General features: G+C 73.9%; 16 protein-coding genes. 5 read left to right on the forward strand and 11 right to left on the reverse strand.

The window, feature by feature from the left end; translation table 11 throughout:
* Positions 1–36: 36 nt before the first annotated feature.
* Together OG294_RS14475 and OG294_RS14480 are read right to left on the reverse strand one after the other, a co-directional pair.
* Positions 37–351, reverse strand: a complete 315-nt coding sequence (locus OG294_RS14475; protein ID WP_327066916.1) for a hypothetical protein — start codon at positions 349–351, stop codon at positions 37–39.
* A 52-nt stretch (positions 352–403) separates the two neighbouring features.
* Positions 404–1084: an HAD family hydrolase gene (locus OG294_RS14480; RefSeq protein WP_327066917.1), complete on the reverse strand. Its 681-nt coding sequence runs from the start codon at positions 1082–1084 to the stop codon at positions 404–406.
* Between the two features lie 100 nt (positions 1085–1184).
* Between OG294_RS14480 and OG294_RS14485 the strand changes: the two genes are divergently transcribed.
* Positions 1185–2384, forward strand: coding sequence for a helix-turn-helix domain-containing protein (locus tag OG294_RS14485; protein WP_327066918.1), 1200 nt, complete (start codon positions 1185–1187; stop codon positions 2382–2384).
* A 75-nt stretch (positions 2385–2459) separates the two neighbouring features.
* Positions 2460–2777, forward strand: a complete 318-nt coding sequence (locus OG294_RS14490) for a hypothetical protein (RefSeq protein WP_327066919.1) — start codon at positions 2460–2462, stop codon at positions 2775–2777.
* Positions 2778–2947: 170 nt separating this feature from the next.
* On the opposite strand, the gene OG294_RS41115 is transcribed toward OG294_RS14490, so the two are convergent.
* The 7 genes from OG294_RS41115 to OG294_RS14520 form a co-directional block, all read right to left on the reverse strand.
* Entirely contained in the window at positions 2948–3205 is a 258-nt protein-coding gene (locus OG294_RS41115) for a helix-turn-helix transcriptional regulator (protein WP_442789158.1), read from the reverse strand.
* A gap of 748 nt (positions 3206–3953) precedes the next feature.
* Positions 3954–4832 carry a GNAT family N-acetyltransferase gene (locus tag OG294_RS14495; protein WP_327066920.1) on the reverse strand — a complete coding sequence of 293 codons (879 nt, stop codon included), beginning with the start codon at positions 4830–4832 and terminating at the stop codon, positions 3954–3956.
* Positions 4833–5731: 899 nt separating this feature from the next.
* The gene (locus OG294_RS14500; protein ID WP_327066921.1) at positions 5732–7003 is read right to left on the reverse strand and encodes a TIGR02679 family protein; all 1272 of its coding nucleotides are present in this window, start codon (positions 7001–7003) and stop codon (positions 5732–5734) included.
* Positions 7004–7007: 4 nt separating this feature from the next.
* Entirely contained in the window at positions 7008–11135 is a 4128-nt protein-coding gene (locus OG294_RS14505) for a TIGR02680 family protein (protein ID WP_327066922.1), read from the reverse strand.
* Positions 11132–12328 carry a TIGR02678 family protein gene (locus OG294_RS14510; RefSeq protein WP_327066923.1) on the reverse strand — a complete coding sequence of 399 codons (1197 nt, stop codon included), beginning with the start codon at positions 12326–12328 and terminating at the stop codon, positions 11132–11134. The genes OG294_RS14505 and OG294_RS14510 overlap by 4 nt, the downstream gene beginning before the upstream one ends.
* A complete protein-coding gene (locus OG294_RS14515) occupies positions 12325–13914 on the reverse strand; it encodes a TIGR02677 family protein (protein ID WP_327066924.1) in 1590 nt (529 codons plus the stop codon). Before OG294_RS14515 ends, OG294_RS14510 begins: the two co-directional genes overlap by 4 nt.
* A 140-nt stretch (positions 13915–14054) precedes the next feature.
* Positions 14055–14735 (reverse strand): hypothetical protein, encoded by a 681-nt coding sequence (locus OG294_RS14520; RefSeq protein ID WP_327066925.1) that lies wholly within the window; start codon positions 14733–14735, stop codon positions 14055–14057.
* A gap of 269 nt (positions 14736–15004) precedes the next feature.
* Between OG294_RS14520 and OG294_RS14525 the strand changes: the two genes are divergently transcribed.
* Positions 15005–15985, forward strand: coding sequence for a LysR family transcriptional regulator (locus tag OG294_RS14525; protein ID WP_327066926.1), 981 nt, complete (start codon positions 15005–15007; stop codon positions 15983–15985).
* Positions 15986–16016: 31 nt separating this feature from the next.
* Here the strand turns inward: OG294_RS14525 and OG294_RS14530 are convergent, their stop codons facing one another.
* Together OG294_RS14530 and OG294_RS14535 are read right to left on the reverse strand one after the other, a co-directional pair.
* A complete protein-coding gene (locus OG294_RS14530) occupies positions 16017–16865 on the reverse strand; it encodes a 4'-phosphopantetheinyl transferase family protein (protein WP_327066927.1) in 849 nt (282 codons plus the stop codon).
* A 102-nt stretch (positions 16866–16967) separates the two neighbouring features.
* Positions 16968–17459, reverse strand: a complete 492-nt coding sequence (locus tag OG294_RS14535) for an NUDIX hydrolase (RefSeq protein WP_327066928.1) — start codon at positions 17457–17459, stop codon at positions 16968–16970.
* A 188-nt stretch (positions 17460–17647) separates the two neighbouring features.
* Between OG294_RS14535 and OG294_RS14540 the strand changes: the two genes are divergently transcribed.
* Complete coding sequence (locus tag OG294_RS14540; RefSeq protein WP_327066929.1) at positions 17648–18577, forward strand: enoyl-CoA hydratase/isomerase family protein; 930 nt, start codon at positions 17648–17650, stop codon at positions 18575–18577.
* Between the two features lie 102 nt (positions 18578–18679).
* Complete coding sequence (locus OG294_RS14545; RefSeq protein ID WP_327066930.1) at positions 18680–18871, forward strand: DUF1918 domain-containing protein; 192 nt, start codon at positions 18680–18682, stop codon at positions 18869–18871.
* Positions 18872–18890: the final 19 nt, after the last annotated feature.

The raw sequence follows: 18890 nt of genomic DNA on the forward strand, positions 1-18890 counted from the left end.
GTCAGGCGGGGGCGCTTTTTGCGTTTCCGGGTGCGGTCAGATGAGGCCGACGGCGTCGAGGGCCTCCCGCGCCAGAGGCATCAGCCGCTCGCGATCATGCTGGACCCAGGCCCAGCCGCCGACCGGATCCTGCGGCGCCCGGGACCACCGGATGTGCGCCACCCGGCTGCCGCTCGGGAGCCGCCGCCACCGCGTGAGCGTCGCCAGCCGCCACGCCCCGTCGACCGCCACGACCACGACCTGCTGGGCGTCGACATCCGTGATCGGCCCGGGGCCGGTCATGTCCGCACGGTCGGCCCTGGCAATGTCACCGGGGTATCGACGCAGGTGAGGGGCGATTTCGTGGTCCACACGACCCAGGATATCGCTCGCATGTTCGATTCACTCGATCGCGGCTCCCCCCTCACCCTCCGCTGCGCTCCCGCACGAGGCCCACGACCCGCGCCGTGTCCCCCAGGCCAGGCAGCACCACGTCGGCACCAGCTTCGGCAAGCTCCTCCGCACTCGTCCGCCCCGTCGCCACTCCGACGACGAACACCCCGGTCGCACGGCCAGCCTCGACATCCGTCACCGTGTCGCCAAAGATGATCGCGTCGGCCGGCTTGACGCCACCGCGCCTCAGTGCGACCCGGATCATGTCCGCGCGCACCTCGGCATCCTCCCCGTAGCCCCCCACCTCGAAGTCCATGTGCGCGTCGAGCCCGAACGTCTCCAGCTTGATCTCCGCAACCGGCCGCACGTTGCCCGTCGCCGCCGTCTGCACCACCCCCGGCACACCGGCCAGCGCGTCCAGGGCAGCCGCGGCCCCCGGCAGAGCATGTCCTCGCTCGCGCAGGCCAGCGGCTCGCCGCATGTACTCGTCCGCCAGCAGCTCGGTGTACGTCGCGAAGCCGACTGCGTCCCGGGGGAGCCCGTGCAGCGCCAGCGTCTCCCGGAAGATGATCAGCTCGCTGCGGCCGGTGATCTCCGCCTGGCGTTCCAGCCGGCGCCCAGTAGCCCGCTCGAACGCGGCAGCGAACGCCTCTCGCCCGACCCCACGCGTAGCGATCAACGTGTGGTCAACATCCCATAGCACCAGCGTCATACCTGCTCCTTAACCCTGCCCGCACGGAAGTTGATGACCGCCACAAAGCCCCGCCAACTCCCCCTACCCTAAAGACCCCCGCCCACGACAGGAGCCGCCCATGGTCGCCCCAGACCTCCCCATCGGCGACCGCATCCGGCACTACCGCAACAAGACCGGGCGCCGGCAAGACGTCCTCGCCGGACTTGTCGGCATCACCCCCGACTACTTGGGCCAGATCGAACGCGGCCTCAAAACCCCCACCATCCCCGTCCTGCACGCCATCGCCCAGGAGCTCGGAGTGCCCACCTCCGCCCTGCTCACCCAAACCCCCGCGCCGACGGCCGCACCAGCCGACAGCACCGAGCCGGCCATCACCCAGGCCCTCATGGGCTACGGGCCAGCCCGCAGCGCCGAACCCACCCCACTGCCCACCCTCCGAGAGCGAATCGAGCAGGCCTGGCGCAGCTGGCAGACCTCCCCCACCCGGTTCACCGACGCCGCCACGGTCCTCCCCACCCTCATCGCTGACACTGAGCACGCCGTACGCGCCCACCGCAGCGACCCGAGCCGACACCGCGAGGCCCTCCGCTGCTCCGCCGATCTCTATTTCCTCCTCCGCTCCTACCTGCGGCGCACCGGCCGCGTCGACCTATCCCTCATGGCCGCTGACCGGGCCGTCCGCGCCGCCGAGGACGCCGACGACCCGCTGCGAATTGCCGCCGCCCAATGGAACCTCGGCCACGTCCTGCTCGCCGCCGACGAGCCCGACGGTGCCGAGCAGGTCACGATGCGGGCCGCCGAGGAGCTCCAGCCGCGCGTCGCCGTCGGCGAGGAGAAGTGCAGGGCGATGGCCGGCGCCCTCCAGTTGGTCACTGTGGTCGCTGCATCCCGGCGCCGAGACTGGTGGACCGCCCGCGCACGGCTCGACGAGGCTCGGGCCATCGCGCTGCGGGTAGGCGAGGGCAACATCGGCTGGACCGTGTACGGGCCCACCAACGTCGAACTGCACCGCATCTCGATCGAGATGGAGGCCGGCGAGGCAGGCGAAGCCCTGCGCATGGCGGACACGGTCGACACCAGTGGCCTGCCGTCGATGGAACGCGAGTTCACGTTCACGCTGGAAGTAGCCCGCTGCTACGACCTACGGCGCGAAGACGCCGCTGTGCTCCTCCACCTGCTGGAGCTGGAACGCATGGCACCCGAGGACCTCGCCAGGCAGCCAATGGCCCGCGACATGATGCTCGGTCTGGTGCGCCGGGCCCGGACGATGCACGCCCGGCAGGCCGAGGCTCTGGCCGAGCGCATGGGCGCTCTGTGAGACTGGGACGAGCTGACGGCTCACCCGAGCTGACAGCTCGTCCCGTGCACCCGGCGCCCCTTTACCGTCCTGTCCATGGCAGAGATCACGACGGCACCGGGCCGGTGCATTGGCTGCGGCACCCAGAAAGCCCCGCACCTCGGGGAGCTCCAGACGACGCGGGTCGCGGACGGCGTGGTGCGGGACGAGCGGGTCCGACGCTGCACCGACTGTCAGATCGCGTCGACCAGCCGTTACCAGCCCGAGCAGCTCAGCTCCGGTTATTGGGCGCTGCGGGATCGCCAGCATGGTGTGCTCGTCGTCGACCACGTCGACAGCGCGCCGCGGCTCTACCCCTCCCGTGCCGCCGCCCAGGCCGACCTCGCCGAGCTGGTGGCCCGTGGCGCGCTCTGAGCCCCACACCGAGCGGGACTGGCGGAACGCCGTCACGCACCGGGCCGGACGCACCGTCATCGGACGGAACCTCACCCAAGCCCCCGCGCCGGCCCCCAGCCGCTCAGCCGACGCGGGCACCGGACGGCTCAGCCCCCACCGCTGAGCCGCCGGCAGGCCGCCCGGCCCGGTCACCCCCCGCCGGGACCGGGCGGCTCTTCTCTGAAAAGTTGCCAGATCGGCGCCCCGAGGGCGTGGGCCATGAGCGCCAAGGCGTCGATGCTGACGGAGTGTGTAGCGAGCTCGGTGCGGTAGACGGTATGCCTATGGACGCCAGCTTCCTCAGCGAGACGCTCTTGCGACAGGCCCCGTTCAACCCGGAGAGTTCGAATACGTCGGCCGACGGTCTGGCGTTGCTGGAGCACCCAATGTGGTGGATCGGTCGGCACCTAGCCACGCTGACCGTTGCATGATCAAATGTCAGCCGCAAATATGCGGCAACCTGCGGTGCCGACCGGCGCCCCATGAGCGGACTGCGGCAGGGCCCTTGCACGGGGCGCCCGTTCCACCCGGATGGTGGAGTCGCAGTCCAGGTCCGCCCCCGGCGCCCTACGATGGGCCCGGGGGCGGTTCCTTCGTCGGAGCCGTCTTGATCAAGCCAAAGTGAGATCGTTTAGACAGCAAGTGCCTGGGCTTAACTTGGTCAGCTGCGACCAGGCAAAACGCCAGGTGAGCACAGCGCTAACGGCTCGATACCTTCTAAGCACTTGGCCGCAGGTTCGAGTCCTGCCGGGGGCACCCCTGCGCCCCGTCGGTCCACACCGGACCAACGGGGCGTTTTCGCAGGTCGGAGCACGACCGTGCGGCCACCTTGCCGGAGGCGGCTGGAGCCCTGTATCGAACACCCATCCGAGCGTTCGCGGCTGACGGCGTCGGTTCCGGGGCGGTCCGCGGCACACTCGCGGTACGGTCAGCGACCGCACGATCGGTCAGATAGAAGCGACCTCGGGTTGATCTTTGAACCGGAGTACAAGCAGGAGTGCGGGCGACGACCGCAGGCGTGCCGCTCGCCGGCCCGCGGTCGTCGGCCGGTGGCGGGGCCGAGAGCCCGGAAGGTTGGAATCCCGGCGGTGGCGATGGTGGAAGACGCCCGAAGACGGCCATCGGATCGTTGCGCCCGCTCGGACCCGCGCCTCGTCAACTCCCGTCCGCGAGATCCTCCACGGGCACCGGGCGGTAGGCGGTGTCGACGCGCCAACCGTCGTCGCGGGCAGCCGCCTCGAAGAGCTCGATCTTGTAGGCGAGCCCCTCCGGCTCGCCGATATCGGACCACCGCCACGCCTGCGCCCAGCTCTCGGAGCTCCGCACCAGCGGCCAACCCCGTACCGCGAGCTGCAGTGCGAACGTGGACCGGGCATAGCCGTGGACCCAACTGCCCGCGTCGCCCGCCTCCATTCGCCGGGACGCCTCGGTCTCCCGCAATCGCAGCCACTGCCGCTCGCGCCGGGCGACCAGCAGCGGCGTGAACCCGGAGCGCTCCTCCTCGACCAGGAAGACCAGGCGGTCGCTCTCGTCCCGGACCTCGTAGCGGGGGAGCTGGGGCGTCCGCGCGAACCCGAGGTCGTGCTTCCAGAGGACCACCCACAGGCCGCGCCTGAGGTAGTAGTGGACGGCGCGTTGCCAGGTCCAGTGCGCATCCAGTCGGAATCCGCGCAGACCCTCGGCCAGAGTGACCCGGTACACCGTGTCCAGCGCCGCACCGCCGAACCCCCGGCCGCGAGCGGACGGACGGAGGTACAGCGATGACAGGCCCAACTGTCCGGCTCCCTTGGGCCAGTTGTCCACGGCGATGGTGCCGACCGGCGACCCGCTCGCCCCGAGGATCCAGTACCGCCGGCGATAGCGGCCACAGCCGGGAGCCTCCCGGCCCGCGGCCCCGGACCGAGCGCGCAGCTCTCGCTCGGCTGACGGTGTCAACGCGTCAGGCTCGACCTGCTCGCCCAGCGCGCCCTCCGCGAGCGAGGCGAGCTCCCACAGGGCGAATCGCCGCCCCTCCCCGAGAACGACCGGGCGCATCCCGGCAGCCGACCCCAGACGCTCGTGCACTCGACCTGCCGCGATACTCCATGGCGTGACCATGCGACTACGCTAAGGAGTGCCACTGACAACGCACCCAGCAGCGCCGGCCGCAGTCGGGAACACGGCCCCGGAACGGATTGTCAGCCTCCCGTGACAGATTGTTCATCAGGTGGGGCCGCGTTCGGCCCCGGCTGCCGAGGAGGCTGCGATGAGCACGTCCGGGGAGTCCTCTCGCATCACGACCACCTGCTCGAACGACGGTTGCGACAAGGCGCAGACACCCGGTGGCTTCCGAGGCCGGCCCGACGTCCAGACGGACGGTGAGGCGCGGGGCGGCACCGAGCGAGCGCGGCGGCTGGGCCTGATCGCACTGGCGCAGACGCTGCCGAGGCAGCGGGTGGAGGAGTTGGTCCGTGCCCTCGTCGAACCGTGCGGACCTGGCAGCACCAGCATCCTGACAGTCAACGAGATGACCGCCGGGGTCCGGATCGACGAGACCGGCGCCCCCGAAGTCGAGCTGCCGAACGTGGCCGCCTCGCTCCGCCTCATGCTCGACCACGGCCACGCCGCCGGCGTACTGCTGCGTGCCTTCACCGACCGCACCGCCATCACCACCGAAGCGGGGCTCCGGATCCCCGTCAAGGAACTCCGGGGCTGGGCCGTGCGCGGAGGTCGCCTGCTCCCGCTCAGCGCCGCCGAGGTCTTCAACGCGTCCTGCACGGACAGTGGTACGGGCGAGCCCCTGCCGCCCGAGCGTGGCGTCGCCTACCTGGACGCCTGGGACCCAAGGCGTCCAGGACGGCGAGTTCGACCACCACGCCGACTCCACCGCCTGCCCCGGCAACCGGCCCCTCGCCACCCAACCCGAGACCCGACCCGAGCGAGGGGCCGCCTCGCTACCCGCACGACCCGCGCAGGTCGGCCAGGAGTTCACCGAGCACAAGCTCCTCCTCCACCCTGACCCCGTGCGCCTCGATGGCCTCGCGCAACGCGGGGTCCCAGAGTGTGGGCGCCGGGGTCCCGGTGGTGAGCGGCGCGCCGAGGCCGCGTTCGACCGCCGCGAGGTAGGCGGCGTGGTCGTAGCGCCACGGGACAGCACCGGGCAGGCGCAGCAGACCTGCGGCGATCCGGACGCCGCCCCAGTCGAAGTCGCCGTGGTAGGCGAGCCGGCTGCCGCGCTCGGCGAGCCGGCCGAGCAGCGTGCGCGCCGCCAGCGAGACGTTGCCCTCGACGCAGACCAGCGGCGGGCAGTCCGCGCCGAGCGAGGCGGCCGCCGCCGCGACCACCGCCGGGTTCTCGCAGACCCGGACCGACTCGGGCACCGCTCCAACCCCAGCTGCGAGTTGGCGCAGCGTCAGCACGCAGGGTTCGCCGCCCTCCCGCGCGGCGGCGAGGATCCGGCCGGTGGTGCCGTGGGTCGATCCGGGCAGGCCCAGGGTCAGCACCCGCGAGGAGAGCTCGTCGGTCGCCACGCCGACCGCGGCCCAGCCCGCGCGGCGGCCCTCGGCGCCACCGGCCTCCTCGTCCGACAGCCCGGCCAGCGCCTTGACGGCGGACCAGACGAGCGAGGCGAGCGGCCGCCCCTCGTCGAGTGCGTGCGCGTCGCCGAGGCAGCGGGCGGCGAGGACGGGCAGGGTCAGCGCGGCCCCGGGGCCGGCGGACAGCTCGTCAGCGGTCAGCTCGGCCAGCACGCGCGCAGCCTGGTCGGCCAACCGACCTGCCACCGAAGGATCTCCCGCAGCGATCCGCTTGAGCAGGCCGGTGGACTCCACCCGCGCGCGCCAGGGCGCTAGGTCGGGCCGGTCGCAGGCGGCGTCCAGGGGCACGAACGCGGCCCGCCACGCCTCGGCCGAGGCCAGCGCCTCGGCCCGGCGGTCGGCGACCGGCCCGGTGAGCAGGACTACGGCGGCCGCGAGCCCGTCCGGGCAGGCCAGGGACTCGCGGAGCACCCGGTCCACATCGGCCAGCGGCACCGAGAGCGAGCGGCCGGCCCGCAGCCGGCGGCCGAGCAGCAGCTCGACGGCGCGCCGCTGCTCGACGGAGGCGGCGGCCAGGACGACCGCGGTGTCCAGCGGGCGTCCCGCCGCCAGCCGCTCGCGCACCCGCTCGACCAGCCAGGCGGTCTCGGGACCACCGAGCATGCGGCGCAGCCGGGGCAGGTCGGGCACCGGCCTACGCCTCCTCGAACTCGAACAGGTCGGACTGCGGTACCGCCTTCACCGCCACTGCCGGCACGTGCGCCGCAGCCGGCACGTGCGGCACCGGCCGCTGCTCCCGCGAGCGCTCGCGCCCGTCCCAGCGCCACGGGGTGACGAGCACCGCGTCGAAGCCCTCACGCCGGGTCAGCTGGGCGATCCCGATCCCGGGCACGGTGGGGTAGCAGGCCCACTCGCGCTCGCTGGTCATCACCACGTCGAGGTCGAAGGAGGCGAGCAGGCCCAGGCACTTGGCGCGGGAGTCGTCGTCCACCCCGGCGAACGCCTCGTCGAGGGCGATCAGCCGCGGTGCGTGCGGGCTGCCGGAGGAGTAGTGCGAGGAGGCGGCGGCGAACAGCGGTACCGAGGCGGCCAGCACCCGCTCGCCACCGGAGGCCGGACCGGTGGCGGGCTTCCACTGGCCGTCCTGCCGGCGCTGGATGGTGAACATGTGCCACGCCCGGTAGTCCAGCGCGCGGGTGAGCTGGTCGGCCCAGGAGTCGCCGGGGTGCTCCTCGCGATCCTGCGCGATCCTGGCCTGCAGGAACTCACCGACCAGCGCCCGGTCGGCCGGACGCCAGGCGTCCGAGGACTGGCGCAGCAGGCGGGTGCGGACGGCTTCGAGGCCCTGCGGCGCGTCCTTGGCGGGCTGCCAGAGCAGGCGCAGCGCCATACCGGTGGAGGTGGGGCGCTCCGCCAGGTCCCGGTTCATCGCCTGGACCTGTTCCTCGGCACCGGCGATCAGCTCCTGCAGGGCACCGGCGACCTCCCCCACCAGGTGGTTCTCCAGGAGTTCGCGCTCCTTCGCGGAGAGCAGGCGGCCCCGCTGTTCGACCTCCTCGCCCAGCGAGGCGGCGAGCGCGGGAACGTCGTGGCTGCGGCCCTGGAAGAGCACGTCGACGACCATGACGCCCTCGTGGAGCGTCATGCCCACCGAGTGGCCGTGCCGGGCGAGCGCGTCGGTGAGGATCTTGTGTTCGGCGGTGATCCGCTGCTGGATCAGCTCCCAGCGCCGGTCGGCATCGTCGACGGCCTCCAGTTCCTGGTGGACGGACCGGGCCAGCGCGACGGCCGGGGTCGGGACCCAGGGCTCGTCCGAGGGCGGGACGGTGAGCCCGGGGACGGCGGTGGCGAGCAGGCCGGTGGCGGCAAAGGCCCGCAGTGCGGTGACCGCGCGCTCCCGCTCCCCGGTGGCCTCGCCGATCCGGGCGCGGATCTCGGTGTACCGGCCCTCCGCCCTCGCCCGCGCGGCCAGGGCCGTGTCGCGCGCGGCCCGGGCGGCCTTCTCGGCGCCGTCGCGGCGCTCAAGGGCGGCGTCCGTCTCGGCCAGGCGCCGGAAGAGCTCCTCCACGCTCGCCCCGACGGTCTCGCCCAGTACCCGGTGCCGTTCGGCGGCAGCCTCGGCCGTGCGGCGCGCGCCCTCGGCGGCTTCGACGGCATCGGCCAGGGTCTGCGCGGCGGACTCCGCCTCCGCGGCGGCCTCGGCGGCGTCGGCAGCGGAGCGGGCCCGGGCCACAGCCGCGGGCAGCAGCGCGGCGAGGGCGGCGCGGTAACCGGACAGGGCCTCGCGCACGGCGTCGAGCGCCTCCCGATCGGCCGTCAGGCCGGTGTCGGCGGCGTACTCCTCGGCCCGAGCGGCGGCCTCCTCGGCCTCCTCGCGCCGAGTCACCGCCTCGCCCTCCGCCTCGATCTGACGTTCCGACAGGCGTCGCACCGCCTCCGCCTCGTGGCCACGGCGGGCGTGCGCCTCCCGAAGCGCCTGGTCGGTGGGGGCGGCGCGCAACTCGGCGGCAAGGACCACCGCGCGTTCCCGGACCACCGCCCGCTGCTCGTCCAAGATGCCCAGAGCGGCGGCGAGTTCGACGCGACGTTCGGTCAGCTCGGCAAGCCGGGCGCGGCGGGCCGCCTCGCGGGAGCCCTCACCGATGTAGCCGGCGGCGGGCTTGCTCCAGGAGCCGGCGAGCACACCGAGCCGGTAGCCACCGTCAGCGGCCACCCAGCTCGCACACGGCGAGTCCGCTCCCAGTCCGACCGCCGCGAGCACGGCGAGCACCGCTTCGTCGCCGAGGGCGGCGGCCTGCGGGTCGTCCCGGTCGACGGCCGGGCGCAGGACGGCCGCCAACGATGCGCCCCCGGCGGGTGGGCCGGGCAGCAGCACGGCATCGTGGGTCCGCGGGTCCAGCAGGGCGCCGTCGGGCGTGAGCCAGGCGTCGAGAAGGCCGGCTGCCTCCAGGGCCGCCTCGATCCCGGCCCGTTCCGCCGGCGGAACGGTGTCGGCGAAGTCCACCGCCCGCCACAGCGGTGCGCCGGGGCGGTCGGAGCGGCCGTGGTGGTCGCGCGTGTGCACGGCGGGCGGGGCGTCGTGACCACCTGACTCCAGACGGGCGATCTCCTCCGCCACCGCGCCCTGCTCGCGCCGGACGGCGGCGCGCTCGGCGTCGAGCTCGGTCTCCCTGCGGGTCAGGACGGCCGCGTGATCCCGGTGCGCGAGAGCCGCGGCCTCGGCCGCCGGGTTCGGTCCGTCCAGGCTCTCGGTCCACGCCTCCAGGGCGGCCAACGCCTGGTCCGGGTCGGCGAGCCGGAGTTCGGTGGTGCCCAGGGTCCAGGCCCGGTACAAGGTCACCAGTTCGCCGCCCTGGCCGAGGACGGCCTGATCGGCGAGCGCGACGCGTTCCCGCCCGGCCTCCAGGTCCGAGGCCCGGCGGCCCGCCTCCACCTGGGCGTCACGGGCCCGGCCGCGAGCCCGTTCGGTGGCGGCGAGCAGCTCGGTCAGGCCGGTGACGGCCTGGCGGCGGCGTTCGAGCGCCCGCTCGCCGGTGCGGCGGGTGTCCTGGTAGGGCGCATGATCGCGTTCCAGCGCCTCGGCGACCGCCCGGTGGTCGAGTCCCGCCTCCTCGGCGCACTGGCGGGCGGCGAGCTGGGCCTGGTCGAGAACGTGCTGGTCGGTCGTGGTCTGGGCGAGCGCGGCGGCGCCGCGACGGCTCCAGTCGGCCGCGGTGCGCCGGGCGGCCTCCCGGGCGGCCTCCCGGTCGAGCGCGGCCCGGCCGAACGTCTCGGCCGTGCGGGCGGCCTGCTCCAGCTCGCGGGCCGCGTCCATCTCGGGGCTGCGGTTCAGCGCGTCACGGGCGGCCGTCAGGCGGACCCGGCTGTCCTCCAGCTCCGCGAGGCTCTGCTCGGCGTGCGCCAGCTCCTGCTCGGCGGTGCCGTGTTCGGCCTCCGCCTCGCCGAGGTCGCGACCCAGGTGCTCGTAGCGGCTGTGTGCGACGCGCAGCACGCCGGCCTGGCGCTTGGCGGCGATCTGTGCGTAGCGGCGGTAGTGGGTGAGGAAGCTCGCGGCGGCACCGGACGCCTCGGACAGCGCCGCCAGCGCATGCCGCTCCTCGTCCAGGCCCCGGAACGCCTCGGCGACCTCGCCGACCAGAGCCGCGTCCAGCGGCGGGAGCGACTCGGTCAGCGCCTTCGACAGCAGCTTCTCGTCCGGCTTCTTGGACAGCTGCGGCTGGCGCAGCTGGATCAGCAGCCCGACCAGTGCCTCGTAGCGCTCCTGGCCCAGGCCGAAGAGCTGTTCGTCGACCGCGCGGCGGTACTCGGTGGCGGTGTCGTGCACCAGTCCGCGGCCGCCCAGGGCGTCGCGCAGCCGCTCCCGGGTGAACGGGACCCGGGTCGCGGAGAGCAGCGGCAGCTCGGGGCCGATCCGCAGCGGGGTGGTGAAGAACCAGTGCTTGGCGATGCCGCGTCCCTTGACGGCCTTCAGCCCGCAGCCGATGGTCCGGTACTGCGGCAGGCCGTCCTCGCCGATCCGACCGAACTCCAGCCAGGTGTAGCCGGTGCGCTCGTCGTGGGGGTGCTTGCCGCCGAGCAGCAGGTTCCACTCCATCCGCTTGGCCCGGTCGCCGTCCGGCTCGACCCGGTTCGGCGCCAGTTCGCCGTCGAGGAGGAACGGCAGGGTGAGGGCGAGCACCTTGGACTTCCCGGTGCCGTTGTTGCCGCGCAGCAGCAGTCGGCCGTCGTGGAAGCGGAACTCCTCGGCGTCGTAGTAGAAGATGTCGACCAGCCCGGCGCGCAACGGCTGCCAGCGGGTCTTGGTCGGCTGCGGCAGCGTCATGAGCGGGTGCGGGCCTTCCGGATGGTCGGGGCGGCGAGGGCGTAGCGGACGAGGGCGGGCTTGGCGCCGACCCGGTCGGCGTCCCGGGTGACGAGGTCCAGGGCGCTCAGGCGGTCCAGGGCCTGCGTCAGCAGGTCGGCAGCGGCGGCCGGTTCGGCGGCGGACTTGCGCCAGTACGCGGTGTGCTGGAGGGCGAGCTCGCGCACCAGCCGGACCAGCTCCGCTTCGGTGTGCGGACCGTCCGTGGTGGCGAGGTGCGCGGCGATGAGCAGGGTGACATGACCCTCGGTCCCCTGCTCCGGCATCCGCACATCGGTCAACTCGTCGTCGGGGTCCACCATGGCGACACCCTCGGCGCGCGACTCGGCCACCAAGCCGGTGAGTTCGGTGATCCGACGGGTGATCGCGTGCCGCTGGGAGACCAGGTAGGCGCGTTCGTCCTCGGGCAGTTCGTCGTAGTACACGACCGGGTCGTCCAGCAGTCGCCGGGTCAGCCGGTGGCGCAGCGAGCGCAACCGCAACTCGTCGGTGTCCGGCAGGACCTCCTCGGTCAGCGCGAGCAGCCGCCGCTCGGGCTCGGCCGCGGTGACGGTGGAGGGACCGCGGGTCGTGGCCAGCAGGCCCGCCAGCACCCGCCGACGCACGTCGTACAGCACGTCGTTGGCGGAGGCGGACAGGTACGCCTCCTCGTCGCCTGCCACCCGGTGCAGCACGCCCCACTCCAGCAGCAGGCGGACTGCCGCCACCAGGTCGGAGCGCTCCTCCCGGCGCTCCATCCGGAACTCGACGCCGGCCGACGCCAGCGCCGGATCCGCCGCGGCGGTCAGCACGCCTTCGGCGAGCCGGCCGAGCGTGACCTGCGCGTCGGCACGCTCCAGCACGGCCAGGGCCAGGCAGAGCAGGACGTAGCGCCGGCGGGTGAACGCCACCTTGGTGCGCGGCGCGCGGGCGGGGCGGGTCGCGTCGTCCAGTCGTGCAGGCGTCTTGAACAGCCGGGCCGTCTCGGTGTCGACCACCAGCCGCCAGCCGGTCTCCTGGGTGAACCAGGCCGCGAGCTCGGCCGCGTACTTGCGCACCAGCCGGAAGTCCTCCTTGGCGGCCTCGTCGACGATGGTCAGCAGCGGCGCGGCGAGCAGGGCCCGGGCCGCGCGGCGGCGCTCCGCCTGGGCGTCGACCAGCGGCACGGCGCTCACTCGGGGTCTCCTGCCGGGGCGAGGTCGATGATCTCGACCACGTGCTCGGGGCCGGACAGCACACCGTCCACCGTGCGGATCTCGACCACCTGTTCCGCGTCCACCAGCTTCAACCGGACCTCCATCGTCCCGTCGCCCGTGATCGCGGACGACTCGCTCTCCCCCGGCACCCGGGCCGACAGCGCGTCACCCAGCACGGCCAGGAAGAGCCGGAACTCCTGGGTGTCCAGCCCGTCCGGGCCCGCGAGGGCGGACAGCAGTACCGGACCGTCGGTGGCCAGCCTCGCCCTCGCGGCAGCCGTCTGCGCCGCCTCCCGCTCGACCTGCTCGGCCAGCGCCTGCCGGGCCGCGGTCCGGTCGGCGACCCGGTTGGGCGCGCCGCGCCGCTCGTACGAACCGGTCTCGCGCAGCCGCGGACTGATCTCCAGCGGCGGTGCCTCACCCCAGGGTGTGGCCGGCGCGAGATCCGCGTCCTGCCACGCCGCCTCGGTCGTCGCGTCCACGGTCAGGTGCCGGGCCGGGGTCAGCGCGAAGGCCGCGCGCCACAGCCGGTGCGCCGCCGCGTCGTCGGGTGCCTCGGCGAAGAACCGGGCCAGCGCCCGGAAATCGGCCGAGCGGTCGCTACGGCCGCCGCGCCGCTCGTTGAGCGCAGCGACGGTGTTGACCAGCCCGGTGATGGCGCTGACCGCGGCACCGCGCAGCAGCTTCGCCTGGGAGGGCCGGCGGCTGGAGCGGCTGAGGAACCAGTCGGACAGCCCACGCCACCGGTTCTCCCAGGCCGCCAGCGCCGGCGCCAGAGCCGCCTGCCTGGCCCGATCGGCCTCGGCCTCGTCCGCACCCTCATCGCCCAGCGGAACGGCGTCGACGGCCTCGCGCCGGGCAGCCGCCAGCAGCAGTCGGCCCACCCCGGCCACCTCCAGGCGGTCGATCAGGTCGGCGATCTGCGCGCCCCGGTTGGCCAGGTCCGCGATGAAGCGCTCGATGTACTCCACCAGCCGGTCCTTGTAGGCGATGAACGCCTCCTCGTCACCGTCCTGGAAGTCGACCGTGCGACGCAGCGAGGCCATGAACGCCTGCGCGTTGTCCGCCAGGCTGCCGAAGCGGTCGGCCAGTTGAAGAAGCGCCAGGTGCACCTTGGCCGGGTCCGGGTCCTCCTGCTCGGCGAGCGCCAGCAGCGGACCGAGCTGCTCCGCGATGTCGGCGAGGGCGACGGACTGCAGCTGGCCGCGTTGCCCGAGCGCTTCCTCGTAGAGCGCGACGGCACGCAGCGCCGCCTGGCCGTGCCGGGTCAGCTGGTACAGGTAGCGAGCACGGTGGAAGTCCTCGACGGAGGTGACCCGGCCGGTGTCGGCGTCAGCCCGCAGGTTGCCCCACTCCACCAGTTGCTCCAGCGAAGCGCCGACCGCCTCCAGCGAGAAGGCCTGCTGCTCAGGCGCCTGTCGGAGCTCGGCGACGACGTCCTCGGGCCGCAGGTGCACCGTGAACCGTTCCCTCGCCTGTGCGAACACGCCCAGCACCTGGCCGTGCAACTGGGCTTTGGGGGCGTTCAGGTAGGCGAAGGGCTGCGGCGGCGGCGCGGTGGTCACACGCTTCAGTATCCCAGAGTCGTTTCGGCCCTGGGCCGGTTCACCGAAAGCCGCTTGCATACGACCCACTTCGTGCGGCGACCCACCGGGCAACCTCCCGCGCCACCGCCGATCCGGAGCGGTACCACTACCGCCCCGGCTCAGGACTTGTGCTCGACGCTGTCCCGGATGCCCCGCATGATCGGGCCGGCGATCGCGGGGGTGATCGCGGAGGAGTGGGAGTCGATCTTGCCGTCCCGCTTGTTGTCGAAGTAGACGGCGCCGAAGGTGGTCGGGGTGAGCCACATGCAGGTGGTGGACTCGACGGCCAGGGTGCCGTAGATGCTCGGGCTGGTCTCCAGGGTCTGCTGGCAGGTGTCGCTGCCGCCGTGCGGGCCGGGGTCGACCGACTGGTAGGTGGTGCTGAACTTGTCCCCGGCGCCGTCGCCGCTGATGGCGGGGGACTTGATCAGGGTCTGCAGGGCGTTCTGGTCGAAGCCGCTGCCGTTGACTCCGGTGACGATCAGCCAGGCGTCCTCGGCGGGGTCGTCGTAGAGGCCCGTGACGGTCTGGCCGTCGAGGTGGAGCTGGGCGGTCAGCTTGGCCATGGTGTCGTTGATCTTGCTCAACTGGGCGGCGGTGGGCTGCTGCTGCTGGTAGCCGTTGGCCACCGGGGGCATGGCGATCGTCCAGCGGGCGGCCTCGGCAGCTGCAGCCGCCGTGGCAGCCGCGCCGGCTGTGCCGGCTGTGCGCCCCGGGCCGCCGCCGGACTGGCAGCCCGTCACTGCGGCGGCGAGGAGGACTCCGGTACAGACGGCGGTGAGCGGACGGGGCAGCGGCATGAGCGGTCTCCGAGAGGCACGGGGTGAGCAGGCGGGCGGCAGGCGGGGCGAGGCCCGACGAGGGCGTCCTCACTGTGGCCGACCGCCCGGGCTGCCGGAAGACAGCACAGCTGCATGCCCCCGGTAGGTTCGCTAACGGTGCGACGGGCACGGCACGGCACGGCAACGCGGACCGAGCAGCACGGGCACGGCAGCACGGGCCGGGCCAGCGCAGAGCCAGGGCCGGCGCCGGGACGCACGTGGACGGGAGAGACGGGAGAGGTGGCGCAATGGAGCTCGATCCGAGAAGGCTGATGATCCTGCGGGCGATAGCCGAGGGCGGCGGCGTGGCGGCCGCGGCGCGGGCCCTGGGGCACACGCCGTCGGCGGTGTCGCAGCAACTGAACCGGCTGGAGCGGGAGACGGGCGTCCCGCTGGTGGACCGCACCGGCGGACGGGCCGAACTGACCGCCGCGGGGCGGCTGCTGGCCCAGGCGGGCGAACGGATCCAGCAGGCCCTCACCGACGCCACCCGGGAGTTGAACGCGCTGGGCGAGCAGGCGGCGGGGCCGGTGGCGATCGGCGTTCCGGCGACCGCGATCAGCTACTTCGCGACGACCGCCCTGCACCTGCTCGCCACGGCGCATCCGGCCCTGCAGCCGCGGTTGGTCGAAACAGGGCCGGCCGAGGGCCTGCGTGCGCTGCGGCTCGGTGAGCTGGACGCCCTGGTCATCGCCGACGACCAGGACGCACCCACCCCGCTGCCGCCCGGAGTCCGGGCCACGGCGCTGCTGGAGGACGAGTACCGGCTCGTGCTGCCCGACGGGTGGGCGGAGCCGGCCGACTGGGCCGAACTGTCGGGCCGGCCGTGGATCGGAGCACCGGCCGACTCACCGCGGGGCGTGGTCTTCCAGCGGCTGGCCGCGGAGCACGGCATCGTGCCGTCCGTCCAGCACGTGGCCCGCTATCCGTTCGCGGTCTACAGCATGCTGGCGGCTCGACTCGGCCCGGCGATCCTGACCGCAACGGCCGCGAGCCGGCTGACCCACGGAGTGGTGGCCGGGCTCGCGGTGCCCGGCGGCTACGTCGTGCGCCTGCTGCGGCGCACCGGGCCGTCGGGGGCGGTGCCGGCGGTCGAGGCGACGGCCGAGGCGCTGCAGCAGGCGGTGCTGCTGGCGGCCGAACGGATGGCCGGGCTGGGGCTGCTGGAACGCGAGCCCAGGGTCCGGCCGCGGCTGGTCGACCCGAGCGAGCGCACCCGGACCGAATAGCCCGGGAGGGATCGGACCACCCGACGTTCCGTCAGCTCAGGCGCAACTCCACCGAACGTACCCGGACCGCCTCGCCCGACAGGCCCGGCGGCAGCCGCAGCGCGATCGCCGCGTCGTAACCGGGCGGCACCTCGACCGCCCGCAGCTCCCACCCGGCGGGCGGCAGCGCACCGGACGGTTGTGCACCCGACGGTTGTGCACCCAACGCCTGTGCACCCGACGGCAGCGCACCGGACCCCCTCGCCGCCGTCCCGAACCCAGGCCCGAGGCCCACGTAGTCGACGCCGACGCCCCGCCCGAGGCCCATGCCCGTCCCCTTCAGGTACGCCTCCTTGCGCACCCAGCAGCGCACCGCCGCAGCCGCCCAGCGCTGCGGCGACGGATCGGCCAGCGCGGCCAGTGCGGCCTGCTCGGCCGGGTGCAGCTGGGTGGCGACCTCGGCACCGGCGCCGGGCGCGAAGGCGTCGGCCCGCTCGACGTCCGCGCCGACCGGGTGCGCGGCCAGCGCGATCAGCGCGAGGTCGCCGCTGTGCGAGAGCGAGAACTCCAGGCCCGGCGCGTCCACCGGCTCGGGCCGGCCGTGCAGTTGGCCGCAGCCCGGGCAGACGGCCCGCCGGAATGTCACCGCCGCGGCGTCGCGGCCGAGGCGCTCGGCCAGCACCTTGCGCAGCGCCACGTGGGCGACCTGGTAGAGCGCCCGGTCCTCGTCCCGCCGGAACGCCGCGGCGCGCTGCCGCTCCGCCTCGTCGAGCACCCCGGCCGCGGCAGCGCCGGCGGCTGCTGCGTTCGCCGCCGTGACCGCGACCCAGCCGACCTCGACCTGCCCAGGCGCCAGCGCCCCCGAGCCCATGCCCGTCCCGGTACCCACGCCCGTCCCCATGTCCGTTCCGCTCCCCACACCCATGCCCGTCCCCATGCCCACTTCGCTCACCAACTCCGCACCGCCACGTCTCAACCGGTCAGGCCCCGAAGCGCCCGCGCCTCAGATCCCCGACACCGTCCCGGACACGATCCGCACCACGCCGTCCGCCCTGGCCGCCAGCGCGGCCCGCAGCCGGGGAGCGCGTGCCTCGCCGAGGAGTTCGCAGGCCTGCTCCGGCTCGACCCAGCGGTACTCCTCCAGTTCGGCCTCCTGGAGGGTGATCTCGGTGCCGACCGGCACGCTCCCCGCGTCGAAGAGGAAGTGCACCGAGGGGTGGTTCAGCTGCTCGGAGGGGTGGATCCAGCCGACCACCAGCAGGTGGCCGATCTCCCGGTCGAGCCCGGTCTCCTCGCGCAGCTCCCGCCGCGCGCACTCCAGCGCGTCCTCGCCCAGGTCGATGACGCCGCCGGCGAACTGCCAGCCGGGGCGGTAGTTGGGCTTGACCACCAGCACCCGGCCCGCCTCGTCGGTCAGCAGGGTGCCGGCGGCGGTGTAGGAGCGGGGCAGCGAGGCGAGCCAGGCGTCCCGGGACAGCAGCTTTTCCTGGTCCACTGATCGACTCCTCGTCTGCCGGTTCGGCGGGCTGGGGCAACGCACAATGCGGAGAGGCACAGCTCGGGCAACGCACAACGCGGACAGGCACGGCTCGGTCGCACCCTCACCGTCCCGCCTCACCGTCCCGCGCATTCAACCATGCCCACCACCGTCGGCCACCGCATCCACCTGCGAGAGTTGGCCGCATGACCGACCAGACCCTCACCGCCGACCGCGCCGAACTCCCCTCCCCCACCGAGGGGCTGCGCGTCTTCCACGACGAGGCGGACGGCGTGGCCGTGCTCGTCCTCGACCGGCCGAAGCGGCGCAACGCCGTGACCCTCGCGATGTGGCAGGCGATCCCCGAACTGCTGGCCGGCCTCGCGGCCCGACCGGGCGTGCGGACCCTGCTGGTCGCCGGCGCCGCGGGGACCTTCAGCGCGGGGGCCGACATCGCCGAACTCTCCACCGTGTACGCCGATCCGGCCCGCGCCGACGCCTACCACGCGCGCAACGTCGAGGCGGAGCAGGCGCTGGCCGCCTTCCCGCACCCCACGCTGGCCGTGGTGCACGGCGCCTGCGTGGGCGGCGGCTGCCAGCTCGCGCTCGCCTGCGACCTGCGGTTCGGCGCGGCGGACGCGCGACTGGGGATCACCCCGGCCAAGCTCGGCGTGGTCTACCCGGCGGTCCCCACCGCCCGGCTGGCCGGCCTGGTCGGGCCGGCCAGGGCCAAGTACCTGCTCTTCTCCGGCGAGTTGGTGGACGCCGAGCGCGCCGAGCGGTTCGGCCTGCTGGACGAGGTGCACCCGCCGCAGCTGCTCGACGCCCGCGCCCTGGCGTTCGCCCGGCTGCTGGCCGCCCGCTCGCCGCAGACCATCGGCGCGGCCAAGGCGGCGCTGGCCGCGCCCGATCCGGCTGCCGCCCGCGCCGCCCTCGCCCCCTGGGAGCGCCGCTCCCGCGAGGCGCCGGACGTCCGCGAGGGCCTGGCCGCGTTCCTGGAGCGCCGCGAACCCCGCTTCGCGCCGCCCGCACCCGTCCCAGCCGCCGCTGCCACCGCCGCCGCCCACTCCCCCGTCTCCGACTCCCTCGCCGACCCCCTCCCCGGCGCCGGCCACATCCCCGGCCGGACGGAGTAACGCAAGGCGTGCGAACGGTCGCGCTCTGATGGGATGCCCTCAGGAACTGCCCCCGGCAGGACCATCCACCACCGGGAACCACCATCGAAAGGAGTCCCGCAGATGCACGCAGACGTGGGCGACCGGCTGCATATCCACAGCCGAGCGGTCGGCATCGTGGACCGCGAGGGCGAGGTCATCGAGGTGCACGGCGACCAGGGCGAACCCCCGTACCTGGTCAGGTTCGACGACGGTACGCAGACGCTGATCTTCCCCGGTCCCGACTGCACGGTCGAGCAGCGGCACCGCACCTGACCGGCCCGCTCGACCGCCG

This window comes from Kitasatospora sp. NBC_01302, from assembly GCF_035976515.1.
Classification (GTDB): Bacteria; Actinomycetota; Actinomycetes; order Streptomycetales; family Streptomycetaceae; genus Kitasatospora.